General features: G+C 49.3%; 14 protein-coding genes. 1 reads left to right on the forward strand and 13 read right to left on the reverse strand.

Annotated elements, in window-relative coordinates; translation table 11 throughout:
• Positions 1-18 precede the first annotated feature (18 nt).
• From ABIC22_RS01105 to ABIC22_RS01115, 3 genes are all read right to left on the reverse strand, one after another.
• A complete protein-coding gene (locus ABIC22_RS01105) occupies positions 19-1,602 on the reverse strand; it encodes an extracellular solute-binding protein (RefSeq protein ID WP_354477313.1) in 1,584 nt (527 codons plus the stop codon).
• 114 nt (positions 1,603-1,716) lie between these two features.
• On the reverse strand, positions 1,717-2,334 hold the full coding sequence (locus ABIC22_RS01110; RefSeq protein ID WP_354477315.1) for a hypothetical protein: 618 nt from the start codon (positions 2,332-2,334) through the stop codon (positions 1,717-1,719).
• Positions 2,335-2,385: 51 nt separating this feature from the next.
• A complete protein-coding gene (locus ABIC22_RS01115) occupies positions 2,386-2,913 on the reverse strand; it encodes a GrpB family protein (protein WP_354477318.1) in 528 nt (175 codons plus the stop codon).
• 213 nt (positions 2,914-3,126) lie between these two features.
• Here ABIC22_RS01115 and ABIC22_RS01120 point away from each other — a divergent pair, with 213 nt between their 5' ends.
• A complete protein-coding gene (locus ABIC22_RS01120; RefSeq protein ID WP_354477321.1) occupies positions 3,127-3,408 on the forward strand; it encodes a SunI/YnzG family protein in 282 nt (93 codons plus the stop codon).
• Positions 3,409-3,519: 111 nt separating this feature from the next.
• On the opposite strand, the gene ABIC22_RS01125 is transcribed toward ABIC22_RS01120, so the two are convergent.
• From ABIC22_RS01125 to ABIC22_RS01170, 10 genes are all read right to left on the reverse strand, one after another.
• Positions 3,520-4,482: a glycosyl hydrolase gene (locus ABIC22_RS01125; protein ID WP_354477323.1), complete on the reverse strand. Its 963-nt coding sequence runs from the start codon at positions 4,480-4,482 to the stop codon at positions 3,520-3,522.
• Between the two features lie 91 nt (positions 4,483-4,573).
• Complete coding sequence (locus tag ABIC22_RS01130; RefSeq protein WP_354477326.1) at positions 4,574-5,584, reverse strand: carbohydrate ABC transporter permease; 1,011 nt, start codon at positions 5,582-5,584, stop codon at positions 4,574-4,576.
• Between the two features lie 30 nt (positions 5,585-5,614).
• Positions 5,615-6,514, reverse strand: coding sequence for a carbohydrate ABC transporter permease (locus ABIC22_RS01135; protein WP_354477329.1), 900 nt, complete (start codon positions 6,512-6,514; stop codon positions 5,615-5,617).
• Positions 6,511-9,096 carry a DUF5696 domain-containing protein gene (locus ABIC22_RS01140; protein ID WP_354477332.1) on the reverse strand — a complete coding sequence of 862 codons (2,586 nt, stop codon included), beginning with the start codon at positions 9,094-9,096 and terminating at the stop codon, positions 6,511-6,513. Before ABIC22_RS01140 ends, ABIC22_RS01135 begins: the two co-directional genes overlap by 4 nt.
• Positions 9,097-9,110: 14 nt before the next feature.
• Positions 9,111-9,731, reverse strand: a complete 621-nt coding sequence (locus tag ABIC22_RS01145; RefSeq protein WP_095359181.1) for a YIP1 family protein — start codon at positions 9,729-9,731, stop codon at positions 9,111-9,113.
• The gene (locus ABIC22_RS01150; RefSeq protein ID WP_354477335.1) at positions 9,712-11,178 is read right to left on the reverse strand and encodes an NHL repeat-containing protein; all 1,467 of its coding nucleotides are present in this window, start codon (positions 11,176-11,178) and stop codon (positions 9,712-9,714) included. Before ABIC22_RS01150 ends, ABIC22_RS01145 begins: the two co-directional genes overlap by 20 nt.
• An 11-nt stretch (positions 11,179-11,189) precedes the next feature.
• The gene (locus ABIC22_RS01155) at positions 11,190-12,053 is read right to left on the reverse strand and encodes a carbohydrate ABC transporter permease (RefSeq protein ID WP_017689719.1); all 864 of its coding nucleotides are present in this window, start codon (positions 12,051-12,053) and stop codon (positions 11,190-11,192) included.
• Positions 12,054-12,055: 2 nt separating this feature from the next.
• Complete coding sequence (locus tag ABIC22_RS01160) at positions 12,056-12,967, reverse strand: carbohydrate ABC transporter permease (RefSeq protein ID WP_127539290.1); 912 nt, start codon at positions 12,965-12,967, stop codon at positions 12,056-12,058.
• A 75-nt stretch (positions 12,968-13,042) separates the two neighbouring features.
• Positions 13,043-15,970, reverse strand: coding sequence for an extracellular solute-binding protein (locus ABIC22_RS01165; RefSeq protein WP_354477340.1), 2,928 nt, complete (start codon positions 15,968-15,970; stop codon positions 13,043-13,045).
• A gap of 118 nt (positions 15,971-16,088) precedes the next feature.
• Positions 16,089-17,471, reverse strand: a complete 1,383-nt coding sequence (locus ABIC22_RS01170) for an ABC transporter substrate-binding protein (protein WP_483312521.1) — start codon at positions 17,469-17,471, stop codon at positions 16,089-16,091.
• Positions 17,472-17,820: the final 349 nt, after the last annotated feature.

Here is a 17,820-nt window from a genome sequence, read left to right on the forward strand (position 1 = left end):
CAGCTCCTCCCCTCAGATTCATTGTCCGTTTCTTTTCTTGTAAGCCTCCGTCATCTCATCACTCATGGCCTGGACATTTGGATCACTCCGCAAAGATTCCACAAAGGTATCCCATGCTTCAATGGGCTCCCGGCCCAGAATGATTTTGGCCTTGAGATCCTGTATCTTTTTGTTTAATTCGGGCAGAATCTTCTGTCCAGTTTCCGATTGAAGTCCGGCGGATAGATCGGCTACACTCGTTTTGTCCCGTTCGGCCTCCACTTTTTTGAATAGTTCATTCGCCTGGGTCTCTTCTTCTGTTTCACCCGTGGTATCCCAGGGCAGATCAATAACGTTAACGATATGATTAAAATCCGAGGCGTTGTCCGCCGTTAATTTCTCGGTACTTGCTACTTTTTTGCCATCGACCATTTCATAATGGGTACCTTCAATCCCAAACTGCTGAATTTCAAACACTTCCGGGTTCATCCAGGTATCGACGAGTTGGAGAATCCGTTTCATCTTCTCTTCCGGTACGCTTGCAGGAATCGCCAGAATGCCGTTGTAACCCGAGCCTTTTGGGTTGTAGCCATTCAGATTGGTCAGAGGGTAGAAGTCCGTATACTTGAAGGAAGGATCGACTTTCTTCAGATCATCGGCATAGATTTTGCGCATCGTGCCTGTCTTGTCCACAATAATGCCTGCCTGGTTGCGCTTGAACAATTCCCTTGCCTGCGTCAGCTTGAGCGACAGAAGATCCTCGGGCATCATGCCGCTGCTGTAGGCTTTCGTCAGATATTGAAGGGATTCCCTGACCTCGGGCAGCAGCTCCCTGTATACCAGTTTCCCCTCTGTTTCATCCCACTTCCAACTGCTGTTGCTTCCGATAAAAGAATTCTCAATGGCGCCCAGCACCGGGCCGAGATTGCCACCCCAACCGAGATCATCCGGACTGACATAAGCGGCAAGTGCTGTGGTATCTGCTTGTCCGTTGCCATCAGGATCCTGTTCCACAAATGCCTTCATGACCTCGAATAATTCATCTGTCGTCTCCGGCACCTGAAGGTTTAATTTGTCGAGCCAGTCCTTCCGGATAATGAAAAAGGAATCTCCCGTCACCGGCCTAGGGCGCGGTATGCCGTAATTGTTGCCGTCTGCTGCCTTGGTTGTTTCCCAGGCAATATCGGGAATGCCCTTGCTCAGGTTCGGATATTCCTGGATATATGGCGTGATATCCCAGAACGCTCCTTGCTTGACCATCTTGGTAAAGGTGCTTCCAAACGGATCGTTAATCATGATGAGATCAGGAATATCGCCAGAAGCGAGCGTCAAGTTCAGCTTGTCGCTATAAATATTGTTCGAAACCCACTGAATGTTCATCTTGGAGTTTGTTGCTTTTTCGATCGCCCGTTTGATTACATTGTCATCCGCCGCTGGAACCGCACTGGGTGTGATCGTCATGATGCTAACTTCCAGTGGATCATTCCCATTGCCGCTGCTGCCACTTTTACTCGTTTGCCCCGCTTCTTGACTTCCGCATGCACTAAGCAAGACAGACATGACCAATACAACGGATATAATCCAGTTCAAATTACGAGTGCTACGGTTCCCCACATTTAACATAGGCTTCCCCATCCTCCTTAGTCTCTTAAACCTATCGTATTAATCGGATTAACGATTAAAAAAGGGGCTTTGACTGACCCTGGAATGAGGTTATTCCCAGTCACCTCAAAGCTTTCACTCACTATAACGAACACCCGTATTTCCTGCAATTGCACTTTTTTGCACTGGTAATCCTGGCAGTAAATAGACCTTAAATGCCTTGGTACGGTTGATGATCAGCTCATCCCATACCTGGACTTCAATATAACGTTCCGGGCCCAATTCACCATTCCGGTTCCATTCCTGAGGCCACCCATAGAACTGAATGACCTGCAGAATTTCATCTTTGGTATACACCTGCTTACGATACGGCTTACCATCCGAATAACGCATGGTTGGGAAGAGATCTCCATAGGTAAAGCTTACGGATTCGGCAGGCAGATCACACCAAGAAATTGCGATCCACTCCGGTTCCGTATACCATGATTCCAACCACTCGCATGTACCCAGAGTCATATAATGGGGATAGGGGCTTACCGGTTGCCCGCCTTTGGCTGTAAACAGCTCGTACGCTTTTTGTTCAAGCATTCTGCGAATCATCAAGTAGTCTGCTGAACGTTGACTGGCAAAATTCCGGCGTTCCTGCCTGATTCGTTGTGCTACGACTTCTGCATCCTTTTCAGACAAACTGGAGAGATTGCGGAACGGTCCAATCCTTTTCTCAAAATAATGATATGCGTTCAGGTCTGTCATACAGATCACGCCTTCGTCAGCGATATAAGTACACACTCTTTTAACAAGATATTAGCGTCGTCTATCCTCGTACAGCCTGGCCTTCTGAATGATAGATTGAATAAAAGCAGCCTTAGCTGCGGTGTATCCCACACGATCATGTCTGAATTGCTGTTCCAGCATTTTCTTCAACGCGTAATACTCTTGCATAACTTCCGAGTCTCTCCTGAGAGCATTGCGAAACAGCAAGTTATCCTTCCATTCCACGCTCTTGTACTTGTAGACATGAAGATGATGCGTACCTGCTCTCCATTGTCCTTTTCGGAAAAACAGACGCTCCGGAAAATCCGGCTTGGGCACATACTCGTACCCCAGTTCTCCCAATGCTTCCATATGTACTGCCTTCACATCGTTCAACTCATGTACTGCTGCCATCATATCGATTAGTGGTTTCGCGCCCAGCCCCGGCACAGACGTACTCCCAATATGTTCAAAATCCACGCAGATCTCTGTCAGCACCTTCATGATTTTATTGCGTTCTACGTGATAATCCTCAACCCATCTTGGGTCATATTCCGATACGACCACTTCTTCTCTCATAGCGATTCAGGCCTTCCTGTCCCTTACATTTATTAGTCATAGTGTACATCATGTGAACAATGATGGAAATAACTGTTGTAAATCAATTTGGTCTAGCCTCAAATGGTTTATTTAACATCATTCGTTATTAACGAGGGAATATTAACCATTTAATGATAAACTAATAAAAAGGTGGTTTGCCTTAACTCATGACTGATTAGGAGGACATATACGATGTTAGGTGTGCAAGTAGAGCAAGAAAAAGATCAACTGATTATTCGCTGGCAGTTTTCTAAAATTAGAATTCCGATCACAGATATCCAATCTGTTACCCTTGATGAAACTTATGGTGGAAGTGAGCCTTCAGCCATTCGAATCGGTGCAGCGTATGGCGCTTCTGAAACCATCCTAATCCGCACAACCCATCAATCTTACGTCCTGTTCACTTCCAATGAGGCTTTATTTCCGAAGATCAATGCTCTGATATCCAGCTCAGCGAGTAATCCTTACATTTGATTCTTATCCAGCACCCATAAAAATCACGATAAAAAAGCGCTGGCATCCGCATAATTTCTTATGCCATGCTAACGCTTTTTAGGTTCACGATACGCTGAACGCCTTGAACGACTATTTCCAACTCCACTCAGGCAACTGATCCAGAGTTATGACATAGTCGCTGTTGTACACTTCTTTTAAGTAATCCACAGTATTATGCTGGCCACCCCTCAGGAATTCACCTGTCCAGGTACAGAACCAGCTCCAATGAATGCCCTGCTCCTCCATCTGCTGCGGATCAGGAATGGAGCCGTTTTCCGCGAGTGCTATCAATTTGCTGTCACTCACCAAATTTCGCAAGTTCTCGTACCGTTCTGCAAGTGGATCATGGTCCCCTGCTTTCGGATATACATCCACGCTCACAATGTCCACAACATCATCGCCCGGATACCATTCCGGCTGTTCCGAGTTCCACACCCAGATGAGATTGCTCAGCTCATGTTGGTTGACCAATCGATCATACAGCAGACGATACAACTGTTTGGCAGGCTCAGGCCCTTTCGCTCCCCACCAGAACCACCCTCCTTCAGCTTCATGAAGTGGGCGGAATAACACAGGTACGCCTACATCCTTAAGCTCTTGCAGATGCCCGGCGATCACATCGATATCCCGGATCAACAAGGCATACTCACCCGATTCGGGGTGAGCCAGCGCGGAAGCGAGATCGAACGTTGTGGCCTCCGTATAAAATCCCCGCCACCACTCTTTGCCGGGTTCATCGATCAGTTGGGACGGTGCATTCCAGTGCCAACACAAGGTCACGATCCCGCCTTGCTGATGCCATGCAATCATATCTCGTATTTCCTCGGAGGTCGCCCCCCGCTCTGTTCTTGAAGGTGAGTATTCCATCAGATCAAACCCAATCACAGCCGGTTTCCGTCCCGTATTCTCATTAATCCAGTTCAGGTTGCTGTATTCCTGCTGACCCGAAAGTACTGCCGACCCATAACTCTTCACCAAATACTTCATCAATTCCCTGGCCTCGGAAGTCGCATCTTGATTCACCAAGGTACTGCTTATCTTATTTTCCATCATTGAACTTCCCCCATTCCAAGGCAGGGTACATAGCGACCCAAATATCAAAATCAACCGAATTACGTATCCTATATGACTACGCCAAGCCCTCTTAACCAACAACGCCAGAACGCTCAATACTTTCCACGAAATAACGCTGTACAAACAGATACAAAATAATCAGCGGCGCAATCGCCAGCAAAATGCCGGTATCCACGATCATGGCGACATAGTTCGGATCAGCCTTCATGCCGGAACTCGAACCAAAACCCATCAGTTGAGGAATCAACTGATTCGCCTGAGCCGGTAAGGAAGCGACCTTGAGTGAGATTAATGGACTTTCACTCATGAACAACGCGGAATAGAACGTATCATTGTACTGCCACACAAAAGAAAACAGGATGACCGTGATCAGTGGTGAAATGGCGTTGGGCAGCATGATTCGGGCAAATGTACGAAATCCGCCCGCACCATCAATTAGCGCAGCTTCTTCGATCTCTTTGGGCATACCCTTGAAGAACTGCCGAAAAATATAAATGAACAGCCCTGCCTTCAGCCCTCCAGCCGTCGCAGCAGTAATCATGGAAGGCCAATAGGTGTTTAACAGATTGACTCCCTCCCTGCCCGTAAACAGCTGTATGATGCCCAGAAAGTCGAAGCTGCGGAAATGCAGATACATCGGCACCATCAGCGTGCTTGTCGGCACTAGAATGGTGAGAATCACCAGCACAAAGAGGACATTGCTGCCTGGAAAAGTAAAGCGGGCAAATCCATATCCGGCAAGCGCACAGGATATTGCCGTCAACAGCGTTGTTATGGTAACAAACAGCAAGGTGTTCGCGAGCAAGGGCAGGTAATCCATTACCTGCGCCGCCAGCCTGATATTGTTCAGCGTAAAATGCTGGGGAATCATATAAATGGTTGGATTATAGATATCCTGTTTATCCTTGAACGCAACCGAGATCTTAAGGAATAACGGATACAGAATAATAAATGAAATGCCGATGATCAATGCATATCTGAATATGGAATACAGGAGGTCCGATGTTTTATTTCGAACTCGCTGCAGTTGATAATTCTGCTTCGGAACCACCACCATGCGATCCGTTCCCGACACAGCCATAGTCTAGTAGCCCTCCTTTTACATTATCCGTCAGTTGTAATGAACCCGCCGTGACAATACCCAGCCGACAACGAGCAGCACAAGGCCGATCACCAGCGTATACAACCAGGACATCGCCGAGCTCAGGCCAAAATTCTGGGTCTTAAATGCCGTTTGGTAGATGGCTTGTGTAACCGGACTTCCGGCAAATGAATCAATAATCGTATAAATGACATTCGTCAATATCAGCGGACTGACCATTGGAAATGTAATTTTCCAGAATGATTCATAGGCCGTTGCCCCTTCGATTTTGGCTACTTCATACATGGAACCGGGTACGGACTGCAGGGCGGCGAGAAAGATCAGAATCTGAACGCCTGAGCGGCTAATGATCTCGTAAATTCGCATGATGGCTTCTACGATGTAATCCACATAGGCCATCGGCAGTCCAACATCAGCCAGCATCCGCACGATGGAAACCACGTTAAACGAAGCTCCTCCATCAGCCGTCGATTCAACGGCGCTGGCGTCGCCCATCAGATTGATCAGACCTGCAGATTCGGCTGCCGCCACCGCACTAGAGGCCAGAATAACGGGCAGGAAGAAGATCGCCCGTGCCATGGTTCTGCCCTTGAACTTCTGATTGAGCAGGGTCGCCGTAAACAGACTGAAAAACAATATCATGGGCACATTCAGCAGCATCGCCCCAACCGAATCAATCAGGATTCGATTAAAGGTGGCATCTACGAGAAGTGCATCCTTAAAATTTTTCAGACCGACAAAGTCAAGGACGTACCCTCCTGGAGCCACCGACAGATTGCTGAAGCTGAACCGGATCGATTGCAGGAGCGGCGTGGCAAAGAGGAAAATGAAACCAAGCAGCCACGGCGAGATAAACGCAATACCGAGCAGCGCTCTCCGTGATTTCAACGATAAACGCAGGGTTCTCATCGGCCCACTCCTTCCACGGCATAGTCGGCTTCACCAACCGACACTCCGTCTACAGTTACCCGATCGTCAGTGTAGTTTATAAGGATAGACCTACCGCCGCTGTACGTGACCCGGACCACGCCTTCCTGAATTCGTTCATGCCCGGTAATCTGCTGATTCCCCAACCCTTTCAACACCTCATCTGCTTCCTTGTACAGATCAACCGCGTCATCTATCCAGTCTTCGTACGCGGTAGCATAAGCCGAATCATAATTCGTCAACTTCAGCCTGGATGATGGTTCATGCGTCCATTGGAAATGGAGGGCTGCACCAAGCTCAAGACTTCGCAGCAGCTGCTTGCGCAGATCCTGATCTCCTGATGTATTCATGGGAGATGCTGCGTAGCTCATATAACCATGAATGACCATTTCATAAAAAGGAACTTCCTCATCGGTAATGTTGAACCAACTGGAGCCTTGAGGCACATCCACTACATGCTCCGCATATCCCCATGCATAGGCATTAGCCGATGATAACATCATGCTCGGATACGCCTGCTGCAGCTTGCCAAGCTGCTCCTTCACAATGTTCTTGGCCGTCTCGCGGTGAATTACACGGCTATCCCGATAATCGGAAGTCAGGACCTGCCCGAGATCACGGAGTGACAATCCGCCGAGCGCAAGTTTTGTAATTTTCCCGGCAAATTCGCTGATTACATAAGGAAGCTTGGCAGCGGAGAGCAGATAATAGCTGTCCTTGCTCTGATCCATTCGGTTGAGAGCAGGACTGTAAGGATACAATTCAGCCGTCTCCTTAGTTACAAACCGGGCCGCATCAGAGGACGGAGCAAAACGCCAGTCATCATGATAGATCCGCTGGAATGCCACATCAGGGAATAGTGTTCCACCAGACTGCTGCAATTGGGCAGACAGCTCCTGCAGCTCAGAACGACTGCCTACCTCACGATCCAGCTTCACTTGAGTCGGTGTATGGTGGCTGAACCCGCCACCGAACCAACCCTGATACCGCATCTGTATGCGGCTTACACCTTCCTGCTGTAACGTTGCTGCCATGTGAGCTGCCTGTTCATACGTCGTCATGGCTAGTGTGGTCCGATAAGGCACACCCAGAAAAGAGGCCTTTTGGTCGACTGCACCGAGTACACTCACATAGAACGGCAGCTCCGTCTGTTCTTCCAGCGGCTTCAGCACACCCCCATCCACCAACTGCTGCTGATATAGGCGAGCCATACCGGAATAACTGGCATCTTCTCCATGCAGGAAATGATATCGGACCTGGATATCTCCTCGAAAAGGCTCTTCACTCAGCAGTTGAATCTCCTGCATGTTCTGCGAGGTATACATCTCCAGTTCATCCTCCCCACGCAGGGAGAAGGTCGCATATACATGGTTGTAACTGTTCTGCCTGCCTCCGATATCGGCAGAGATGCTGGCCATTGCGTCTCCTTTTTCAATCACGGCAAACCAGGCATGCTCCCCGTTCTTGAGGCCAAATACAGGCATATGTGCTGATTCGCTGACCTGGGGCCGACTGAGCGAATTGTCGTTAGGATCTGCACCGTATACACGCTGTACATACTGCTCTTCCATGACCTTTCCGTTATTCAGATGGATTAAGCTGCCTGACCCGTCCGGCACGAACATATACCCTTCGCCTTTGGTATCCGCGGCACCAAAGTATGCGAGCAAATCCATGTTACGAATACGATATTGACCACTCTCTTCCACTTGACTCAGAGGTACGGTCACTACCAGCGAGCCTTGATCCAGCCGATATTCTACCGGGATGACGAAGCTGGGCTTATCCGAAGCACCACCGCCTTCAACCCCATTTTCCTGATTGTCATAAGCAAGATCGTCTGCGGTGTAACCCGCTGTTTCAAAGGCATCCAGCATCTTGTTCAGGACAAGCTGCTTCGAGATCTGTCCATCCAGCCTCTCCAGAACATCCGGATTGTCCTTGGTTGGATAGTAACGGGCAGAAGCATACCTTGCGGCGGTGGCATCCAGTTTCGAAAGAACCTTCTCCTCCAGGCGCTGTTTGCTAATCAATCTGGGCAATGCATCGATACCGAGCGAGGTATCTCCAAGTGTGTAGGTAATCCGGATTCCCCCATCCACATTGGCAGTAACAAATTGTTTGTTGGTAATACTGGTGCTGAAATTCGGAAAGTTCTCCAGTGTACCTATCGCATCCCGGAAGGAGATGTTTAGTTGGGACGACAGGACTTCTTTCTCATAAGCCGAAGCCAGACCATCTTGCGTGCGTCCTTTCGGATTGCTGTACCAGATCTCTCCGCTAGCCCCGTCACGCACGGCGATCTCGGTTGTCTCCTCGTTATAATAAAGCGCCAATTCCTGGTCCTCAGCGACCAATTGCATGCCTGGCACACCCTGCGAGGTATCCGCTAGATACTTCAGTGTCTCCGCTTCGGCTGGTATTGTCTCTGTTGTTGCTTCCAGATAAGCTGCTACTTCTATAGCGGGTACTCCCCTGTTGTTGATATACAGCAGTCCGGCTGTCATCAGAATCACAGCTGTGCCACTGGCCAGCACCGTATATAATCGTTGCCTTTTGATCACGGATGCCGCCTCCTTTAGGTCCGAAAAATCAACTCGCGGTATATGTTATAACCGAATTCATATAATTGCTGCAGCATACTGAACACGAGTGCTCCGAGGAAAACGATAATCCCCATCACAATGAGCGTCAGCAGCATCGTAATGATCGTTTTGAACACCGTATATTGGTGCACCGTCATCGTGCCAATGAACAGGAGCAGCAGGAACCAGAAGAATGCAATGCTGTTAAACAGGTAATAAAAAGCAGTTTCCTCCTGCACCATGAACCGGCTGATGACGATCATTGGGGCATAGATCAGAATAACCGGAATGAGTGAGTATCCTGTTGCTAAAAAGATTTCCCTGAACTTGCCCTCCCCTTCCATCAGCGTCGTCACCGACCAGTTGGCAATGCACCATAGGAAGAACGGCACCGCAACCGTCGCGATCTCCACAATACTGTTGATGGTGCGAGGATCCGTAAAATTGACGAGAAATCCCGCGTATTGCTTTTGCAAAGTCATCATGATGATGGTGAGCGCGAGTGCCAAAAAGGCAACAAGCATCCGTCCCCGGTTATCCGACTTGAGGTCCCAGTATGCATCGATAGGGTGAAAAATGAGATGCAGCGGAAACTTAATGTAATCCTGCTTCACGGTCAATCTGCCTCCTCCGTTTCCATTTAACCGCCACCCGGGCCAGGATCAGAATGAAAATCAGTACCATACCTGCGGTCAGGAACGTGCCGAAATGTTCCTTCATCATCTCCCGCCGGTACCTTTTGAACGCCACCGAATAACTCTTGCGGTCCATCCCAAGCTCGAAGTAGCCGAGAGCCTCCTTATTTTTCTTCTCCATGAGCAAGGATTTGCCGATACCGATATAGGCAATATCATAATTGGCGTTCAGCTTCAGTACTTCTTGCCAAATATGCACAGCTTCCGTATCCTCACCCTGATAATGAAGGGCAACCGCCTCATTCACGTTGGTTCCAAACCGAGTCGGCTCATAGACCACCAGGTTGCTCTTCCCCCGGTCAAGAACCAGTTGGTGATCGCCGGATTGCTCAATGGCAACGGGTGTTTTGAGCGTGCCTACCTGATTTCCTTTGCCACCATAGATGTAGAGCAGATGACCCTCATCGTCGTAAGTGAACACCCGATTCTGTGTCGCGTCCAGCACACTGTACATGCCGTTGCCCAGCACTTTCACATCAATAAGCTTGGATGGCCCCGTATTGTTGCGGAACCGGATATCCCCCTTGACGTCAAAATAACCAAACCGCTTCAGCACATCTTCTCCGGACGGATTGAGTCGTTTGATCGGCTCATTCGAACCAGGATCGATATTGGTTGCGTAGACAAACCCTTTATGGTCGATATCCGCGTTAGAAAACTCCGTCGGTACAAACAGGACCATCTGTGCCCGCTGGGCCTTGGTGGAGAACATGCGCCAGATATATTCGCCGTAGTCCCGCTCCACCTTATTGGTGCCGACGTATCCGATAAACTTCCCCGTCTCGTCAAACTGCATAATTCCTTCGTAAACGCCTTGAGCTACTACATAAACCCGGCCCACATGGTCAACCGTCAACTTCAGCGGCTGGAATTGAAAATTCGTCGCCAGAACATCCGACTCGGGCGCCTTGATTATATGATCCAATTGCCCCTCTGCATCCAGGATCACGACCCGACTGTTCCCTGTATCTGCGACATAGATTCGCTCTTCTTCATCCACAAACAGTCCACCGGGAGCATTAAATGTTTCCTTGCTGCCTTCTCCCGTGAACCCGTCCATGACCCGAAGAAGCTTATACTCTGCATCCAATATAACAATCCGGCTGTTGCCGCTATCCAAAATATAGATCTGACCGGATGGAGATACATTCACATCACCGGGATCCTTGAACTCCCCGATGCCCAAATCGCTGCCCGAGATGGTTCGCTTGGGCAGATAGGCATCCGGGGAAGGAACGGCTTCTCTCCAGGAGTTGTAGTTATAACTCTCATACGGCGCCGAAGAAGCTGCCGCAGGCACGGCATTCGCCAGCAGCAGGGATACTGCCGCCAGGAGAACAAGCCATCTTTTCACTGTGCGTGCCATATCGCTCCCCCTCAATCCTTCATGCCCGAGCTCGCCATCGTCTCAATAATGCGGCTCTGCGAGAAAATAAACAGTGTAATCGGCACACTCATCAGAATAAGTGCCACCGCAGCACCTGCTCCTGCCCGGGATATTCCGCCTTGAATAATCTGGCCTGCTGCGTAATGCAGTGTCTTAAGCTGCTCGCTGTATATGTAGCCGTTGCCGTCACTACCCCATAACATCTGGAACAGCAGGATGATCAAGGTCAGCCAGGCGGGCTTCACATTTGGCATCACAATCGACCAGAAGATCCGGTATTCACTCGCACCATCAATCTTCGCCGCTTCCAGCAGGGCATCCGGAATCTGCTCCATGAACTGTTTCATCAGATACAGACCAAGTGAATAGGCAAATGCCGGAATGATAACTGCCCAATACGTGTCGATCCAGCCGAGCCAAGACATGATCATATAATTGGGAATCGCCGTTACGGCAGGGGTGAACATGAGCGATAGCACAACCACCTGGAACATGAACACTTTGCCCGGAAATTTATGCTTGGCAAGCGGGTAAGCTGCTGCAGAAGCCAAGAGCACATGGCCCACAATGCCAATGCCCGTAATAAAAACGGTATTGAATATATATCGTGAGAAGGGCACCCACGAGTCGCTCAGCAGATTCAGCAAATCCGTAAAGTTGCTGAACGTTGGATTTTTGACAAACAAGGTCGGCGGAAAGGTAAAAATCTCATCCAGCGGTTTGAATGCATTGTTGATCGCATAGATCAGCGGCAGTACCATGAAGGCACCAAATACGAGCAGAAGGGCAAACAGGGAGAGACTGCCTGATAACGAGCGATTCACCCGCTTTTTGCCTGTCGCAATTGCAGCCATAGCTATTCTCCCACCCTTCGCAGCAATTTCTGTACCAACAGGTTAGTACCTACCATAATCATGAAGAGTACGGTTGCAATCGCCGAAGCATAACCCATCTCAAACCGTGTTGTACCAAAGTCGATCAGGTGAGTGACCACCGTCTCTGCCGCATAGTTCACGCTCGGAAATCCAGCCAGTGCGATGGAAACGTCCGCCACGGCAAACGAGGTCGTGAGTTGAATGACCGCACCGAACATCAGCTGCGGCCGCATCGAAGGCAATGTAATATACCAGAGCTCCTGCCAGCGATTTTTGATCCCGTCCACCGCGCCTGCTTCATACAGCGTCCGGTCAACCGTCTGCAAACCAGCGATGAACGCCAGAAACCCTGTGCCCAGGCTCAGCCACAGCTGTACCAGAATGAGGATGGGCATGATGTACGCCTCCGACTTCAGCCACTGGATCGGCTCCAGCAGGAAGCCCCATCGGATCAATAATCCATTGGCAATACCGTAGCGATCGCCCGAGAAGATCATCAGCCAGATAAAGTAGACATTCCCCGAAATGGATGGCGCGTAGAAGATCAGCGTCATGAACGCTCTCCATTTGGGAGTTAATTCGTTAATAATCCATGCAAACACAAAACAGGCAATGTAACTGATCGGTCCGGTAATAATGGCAAACAGCAGCGTATTCTTGATGGCAATCAGGAATACGTCATCCTCCAAAAACAGCCGAGTATAATTCTGCCAGCCAATAAATCGCGGAAACTCCAGCATGTTGAAATAGGTGAAGCTGAGTATGATAGAGATAACAACCGGGATCACGGTAAACATGGTGAACAAAATCATGTAGGGAGCCAGCAAGACATAGGAATGCTTGCTGGCTTTCATCTCCTGGAGCTTCCAGCTCCACCATGATTTCATGCCCATCCTTGAAGCCTTCTCAGGAGGACTATGTTGACCGTCTCGGAGTGATATTTGTGACACTGTTAACCCTCCCTCTGCTTACGGAAGACCAAATTCATTACGTTTGATCCGAATCTCGTCCTGAATATACTGGGTGTAGTCCATGATGGATTCTCTGGCTTCCACTTGACCAACCACCGTTTTGTAAAAGGCATTGAACAGATGGCGCCCGGTAAAATAACCGCCTGGCACTTCGGGAATGCCCTTCACCGTTTCGAATTGTGCCTTAAGATTGGCATAATCCTCAGCTGGCCACGGCAATGAATCAAGCGCCTTGATGTTGGCCGTTGGATAACGCGCAGCAGCGCCCATCAGTCCTTCCATCTCGCGGCCGAATTCAGCCTGTACCGGTGTGCTGGTCCACCATTTCATGAACTCCCACGCGGCTTCCTTATCCTTGGCGCTCTCCAGCATCATGACTGCGCTGCCTCCGCCTGGCACATCGCGATTCAATGTTCCATCCGCCTGTACCGTACCCGGGACAGGAACGAAGCCCCATAGTCCGCGAATCTCCGGTGCAAATACGGATAGCTGGTTATACATCGTGTAATCCGTCAAGCCGATCGGCATCTGCCCTGTTCTGAAGCGGTTGGCAAAGTCATATTCCCGCTCCAGCTTGTAATCGGTATAGAACTCTGTCCACTGCTTGAATGTCTCGATCCCGATGCGGGAGTCCAGATCGGATTCCTTGCCATCGTTGCGGTAGAAGGATCCTCCATTCTGTAGAAGCATCGTTGCGTACTGCGAGTTAGGCGGAATGTTGACACCCTGCATATTGGCCTGAGTCACAACCGGCATGCCGAATTCCATATGGTTTTTGCTCAGAATAGCCAGCAGGCTCTCGACGTCTTCCCACGTTTGAGGGACTTCAAGTCCCAGTTCTGCGAGCACGTCTTTCCGGTAAAAGAGCATATTAAAAGTCTGTGTCTCGGGTAGGGCATACACACCTGAATCATAGACGTAGGGGATAATGGCACTTTCCCTAAACTCCTGTTCCACCGAGCTATAGTCAGCGAACTTGGTCAGATCCACTGCCGAATTCCTCATGGCAAAGTTTACCGGTAGATCATTGCCGATCTGCATCGCTACATCCGGTCCTTCACCGGACAACGTAGCTGGCAATAACGTCCCCATGTTGACCAGCTTCAGATTGACATTAATGCCGCTCTCCGGTGTAAAGGTCTCATCAATCATTGCCTTCATCGTATTGGTCTGGTCACGTCCACTGCCGATCCAAACCGTTACCGTACGCTGGTCTTCCGAAGTGGCAACATTGCCGATTTGGTTATAGTCAATAAAGAATGAATGATAGAATGTCTTCGCTTCATGACCGACCTTCGCCAGCGCTCCCATCCCTTTATGAGGGATACTGCTGTCGATGGACGCGACATACAGGGCATCAATTTCAAGCGGCTGCTCCCGTGCCTGCTGCACCCATGTTCCGAGACCACCCGTATTCGTTTTGTAAGCCGCAAGCCGTCTTGGTATGGTATCCGGCTTGTCAATCATCTCGTCCAGCTGCTGCGCCATCGTCTTGATCAACGCTTCCTGATCACTGGACTGGCCAGACAGAAGACGAAGCTGCGCTGCCACGTCCTTGAGTCGTTTACTCTCCCCGGCAAATACCTCCAGCAGGTTCGGAATTTGCTTCTCCACCCGGTAATCCCGGAATTCATCCGGCTTGGTGCCTGTAATCATCAGAATTCGCCGGTACATGGAGTTCAGGTTATACAGACTATCCTCTACATTGCGGATGAGCGGCGCGAAGTCACCAAGGCTGTTCTCCAGCCGTATGACATGTTTGCCTTTTTCCAGCTGAAACTTGTAGGGTTCCTTCCCGCCCATCACATCCACGCGATAGTCGCCTTGGTAACGGAATGGTGCTTTCGCCATCTCGGCAAAGGGGATCTCACCATCAATGGTCAGTTTGCGCGTGGAGTAGATGCCTTTGACGAAATTCTGCTGTGCAGTAAAGCCGATATGATAAAGTCCACTCTCCGACACATCGACCTCCCACTCAATCCACTGTCCAGGCAGACGCCAGTTGTAGCCACCAATCGTATTGACGCGCACCTGGGAAGCACTATAAGGGAATACTGCTGAACTTGATCTTTCGCTGGTCGGGTACAACGTTGGTGAGGATTTGGCAATCGCCGCTTCTCCTTCAATCCGAATGAGTACATCTTTTGGCTGTCCGGAAGAATCCGTCTGCTGTGCCCCTGCGGTTTCCGCATAAGGAAGGGCATTCTTCTCGTTAAAGAGCCGCAAGGATCGAATGACCATCGGTTCACGCGTAGATTTCAGCGTTAGGGTGTGTTCCCCTTTTTCAAGAAAAAACTTGAATGGTGCCTGCTCGTATCCATCTGAATCCTGGAACGTCTCTTCCATCCAGCGTGGTTTCTCCACCTGTTTCGGACGAAGATCATTTCCCTGATTATCCTGTTCGACCGCTTCTTTCTCACTGCCCCATACCCGGTCAAATTGCAAATAGGCCGCTTCCGCAAATGGAAGTTCACCGTCAATATAAAGCGCACGCTCAATCGCGGAACTTTTGCCTTCTACAGGAAAATAAACTGCCGAGAGATTATACATTCCGGTTTCCGGCACATCGACAACCCAATCAACCTCTCCTGTCTCACCGGTATACAAGGAAACCCCTTCCTTGCCTTCATAATCGATCAGTTTGCGGACCTCTTCACCCTCAGCTCGTATGTAGTCCCCCACTTCAATGGTGATATCCACCTCTGGCCGCAATGCTTCACCTGCTTGGATTACATATTGTTCGTATCCCTTCTTCTGCCTCGTCTGCTGCAAGATTGCATCCACCTCAATAGCTGGCAGACTGCCAGGCGGGACATCTGCACTCTCCACATCCGTACCGGAGGCGAAATACAGCAAAATGCCAGCTGCAGCCGCTACGAGTACAGTAGGCAGGATCCATCGGTTTCGTTGTAGAATTCCAGCCATTCTACGAGTCCTCCTCATTTAGGCTGATGCCAGCAACACCCTGATTGGAATTCAGAGAAACGGGGTTTCGTGCATAATTACAGGCACCGGAAACCCCTCTCTGAATCACTTGCTGGTGTTATTGCTTGCCAAGTTTATCAACTGCAGCCTGTGCCTGAGCCTTATATTTCTCGGCTGTCGCTGTAACGGACGCGTTGTTTTTAATGATGTCGTTCACATAATCTCCGATGGGATACCCTGCGTAGGCATCATCGAGCAGGATACGTCCCGTTCCGGCAATATGCTCACGAATCATGGCAATGTCCTTCTCGTCGGTATACCGGCTCTCCAGGTAATCCTGACCCGGATACTCTTCAATCTGCGGTATGTCATAGGTCTCTTCATAAATCTGGTAGACAATCTTAGGATCCTCTACACCTTTGGGAATGAATTTGGCTGAGGCTGCGTTGTTGGCGTACGTTATATCCTTACTGCCCTGAGGTCCGTTCGGAATGGGAACTACACCAGCGGCAAAGGTGATATCGCCCAGCTGCCATTCAGCGGCTGTGAATAAGGCAACGTCTCCATCCTTGAATGTATTGCTTTCCTCCCAGTTGGTTTTGTCGCCCGTTTTGACCTTCACGACATTCTCCACGTTATACAGGCGTTTAACGAATTCAGCAGCCTCAATGGTTTTGGGATCGGATAATCCTTCTTTTGCGTTTTCGTCATCTACGATCGTGCCGCCATTGGCAGCGGTAAAGTGACGAAGCACGTCAAGCGGCCAGCCGGAGAATCCGTATACGTCAATTTTGCCGTCGTTATCCGTATCTTTTGTTGCCTGTTTGGCCAGTTCCATGAATTTGTCCCAATTCCACTCACCCTGGTTATAGAGCTCCTGTGGATCAGGCAGCGACATTTTTTTGAACAGGTCGCGGTTATAGTGAAGTCCCAGACCAATGCTGATTGGATTATCGAATGAGTAGTAATCACCGGCGATGGCTGGATATTTGGTAATCAAATTGGCTTCTTGATTGATGTTGTTCTCGGCTGTGGTGAATTCGGAGATCGGCAGCAGCTGCCCTTTGAGGATGGCGGGAAGAGCGGACTTGTATTCCATCTGGACGATGTCTGCGAATGGCTCGCCAGCCAGCGCAGTCGTGGTGAATTTATTCATGTATTCTTCGAATGGGACATTGACAAACTCGATTTTCACGTTATATTTTTTTTCGACTTCAGCAATCTTATCGAGACGGGCCTTATCCGATGCTGTCTCCCCCGCTGGCGTCAGATCCCACCAGGCAGCAACCTTGATGACACGTCCACCGAGATCCGGTACATTTGCTGCCACCTCTTCTGTCCCGCCTTCTGTCTCTGTTCCGGCGGTTTCGGTTGTCGTGCCCGAATTGGCGGTCCCCTCTGGCTCTGTGCCATTTTGCACTGTCCCACCTCCACTGCAAGCGGATACAAAAAGGATCACAGCCAGTAACATCAACGGCAGAACGTTCCATTTTCTAATCATGTTTTTTACAACCTCCCCGAATGTGTATGCCTGAAATGGTCATGTCAAATCGCTAGCACTCACTCACCTAATGAAATCAGCACACCACCACCATTTGTTATTTTAACGTTTGGTTTGAACAAACAAAATTTAACATAGCAAAATGTAAGCGTCAACATTTTATTGTTAACATTTTCTAATTTATCTGATATTATGCTGATATAACCCATAAAAACGCTGATAATAAGCATGATTGAAAGTTTTCTTCTGTCCTAATCTTCGCTTCACGATTTCCGTTTCGTTAAAATTTGTTATTATATAAAAATAACAAATAGATAATTACGAATGACATATTACGATCTTTTCTCTC

The organism is Paenibacillus sp. PvP094 (assembly GCF_040546835.1).
Lineage (GTDB): Bacteria > Bacillota > Bacilli > Paenibacillales > Paenibacillaceae > Paenibacillus > Paenibacillus illinoisensis.

Bases quoted from the DNA above. Each gene is read 5' to 3' on its own strand.
- ABIC22_RS01110 (WP_354477315.1), bottom strand. From the start codon at position 2,334: ATGACAGACCTGAACGCATATCATTATTTTGAGAAAAGGATTGGACCG.
- ABIC22_RS01135 (WP_354477329.1), bottom strand. From the start codon at position 6,514: ATGAGAACCCTGCGTTTATCGTTGAAATCACGGAGAGCGCTGCTCGGT.
- ABIC22_RS01155 (WP_017689719.1), bottom strand. From the start codon at position 12,053: ATGGCTGCAATTGCGACAGGCAAAAAGCGGGTGAATCGCTCGTTATCA.
- ABIC22_RS01120 (WP_354477321.1), top strand. From the start codon at position 3,127: ATGTTAGGTGTGCAAGTAGAGCAAGAAAAAGATCAACTGATTATTCGC.
- ABIC22_RS01170 (WP_483312521.1), bottom strand. From the start codon at position 17,471: ATGATTAGAAAATGGAACGTTCTGCCGTTGATGTTACTGGCTGTGATC.
- ABIC22_RS01150 (WP_354477335.1), bottom strand. From the start codon at position 11,178: ATGGCACGCACAGTGAAAAGATGGCTTGTTCTCCTGGCGGCAGTATCC.
- ABIC22_RS01105 (WP_354477313.1), bottom strand. From the start codon at position 1,602: ATGTTAAATGTGGGGAACCGTAGCACTCGTAATTTGAACTGGATTATA.
- ABIC22_RS01165 (WP_354477340.1), bottom strand. From the start codon at position 15,970: ATGGCTGGAATTCTACAACGAAACCGATGGATCCTGCCTACTGTACTC.
- ABIC22_RS01115 (WP_354477318.1), bottom strand. From the start codon at position 2,913: ATGAGAGAAGAAGTGGTCGTATCGGAATATGACCCAAGATGGGTTGAG.
- ABIC22_RS01125 (WP_354477323.1), bottom strand. From the start codon at position 4,482: ATGATGGAAAATAAGATAAGCAGTACCTTGGTGAATCAAGATGCGACT.
- ABIC22_RS01160 (WP_127539290.1), bottom strand. From the start codon at position 12,967: ATGGGCATGAAATCATGGTGGAGCTGGAAGCTCCAGGAGATGAAAGCC.
- ABIC22_RS01130 (WP_354477326.1), bottom strand. From the start codon at position 5,584: ATGGCTGTGTCGGGAACGGATCGCATGGTGGTGGTTCCGAAGCAGAAT.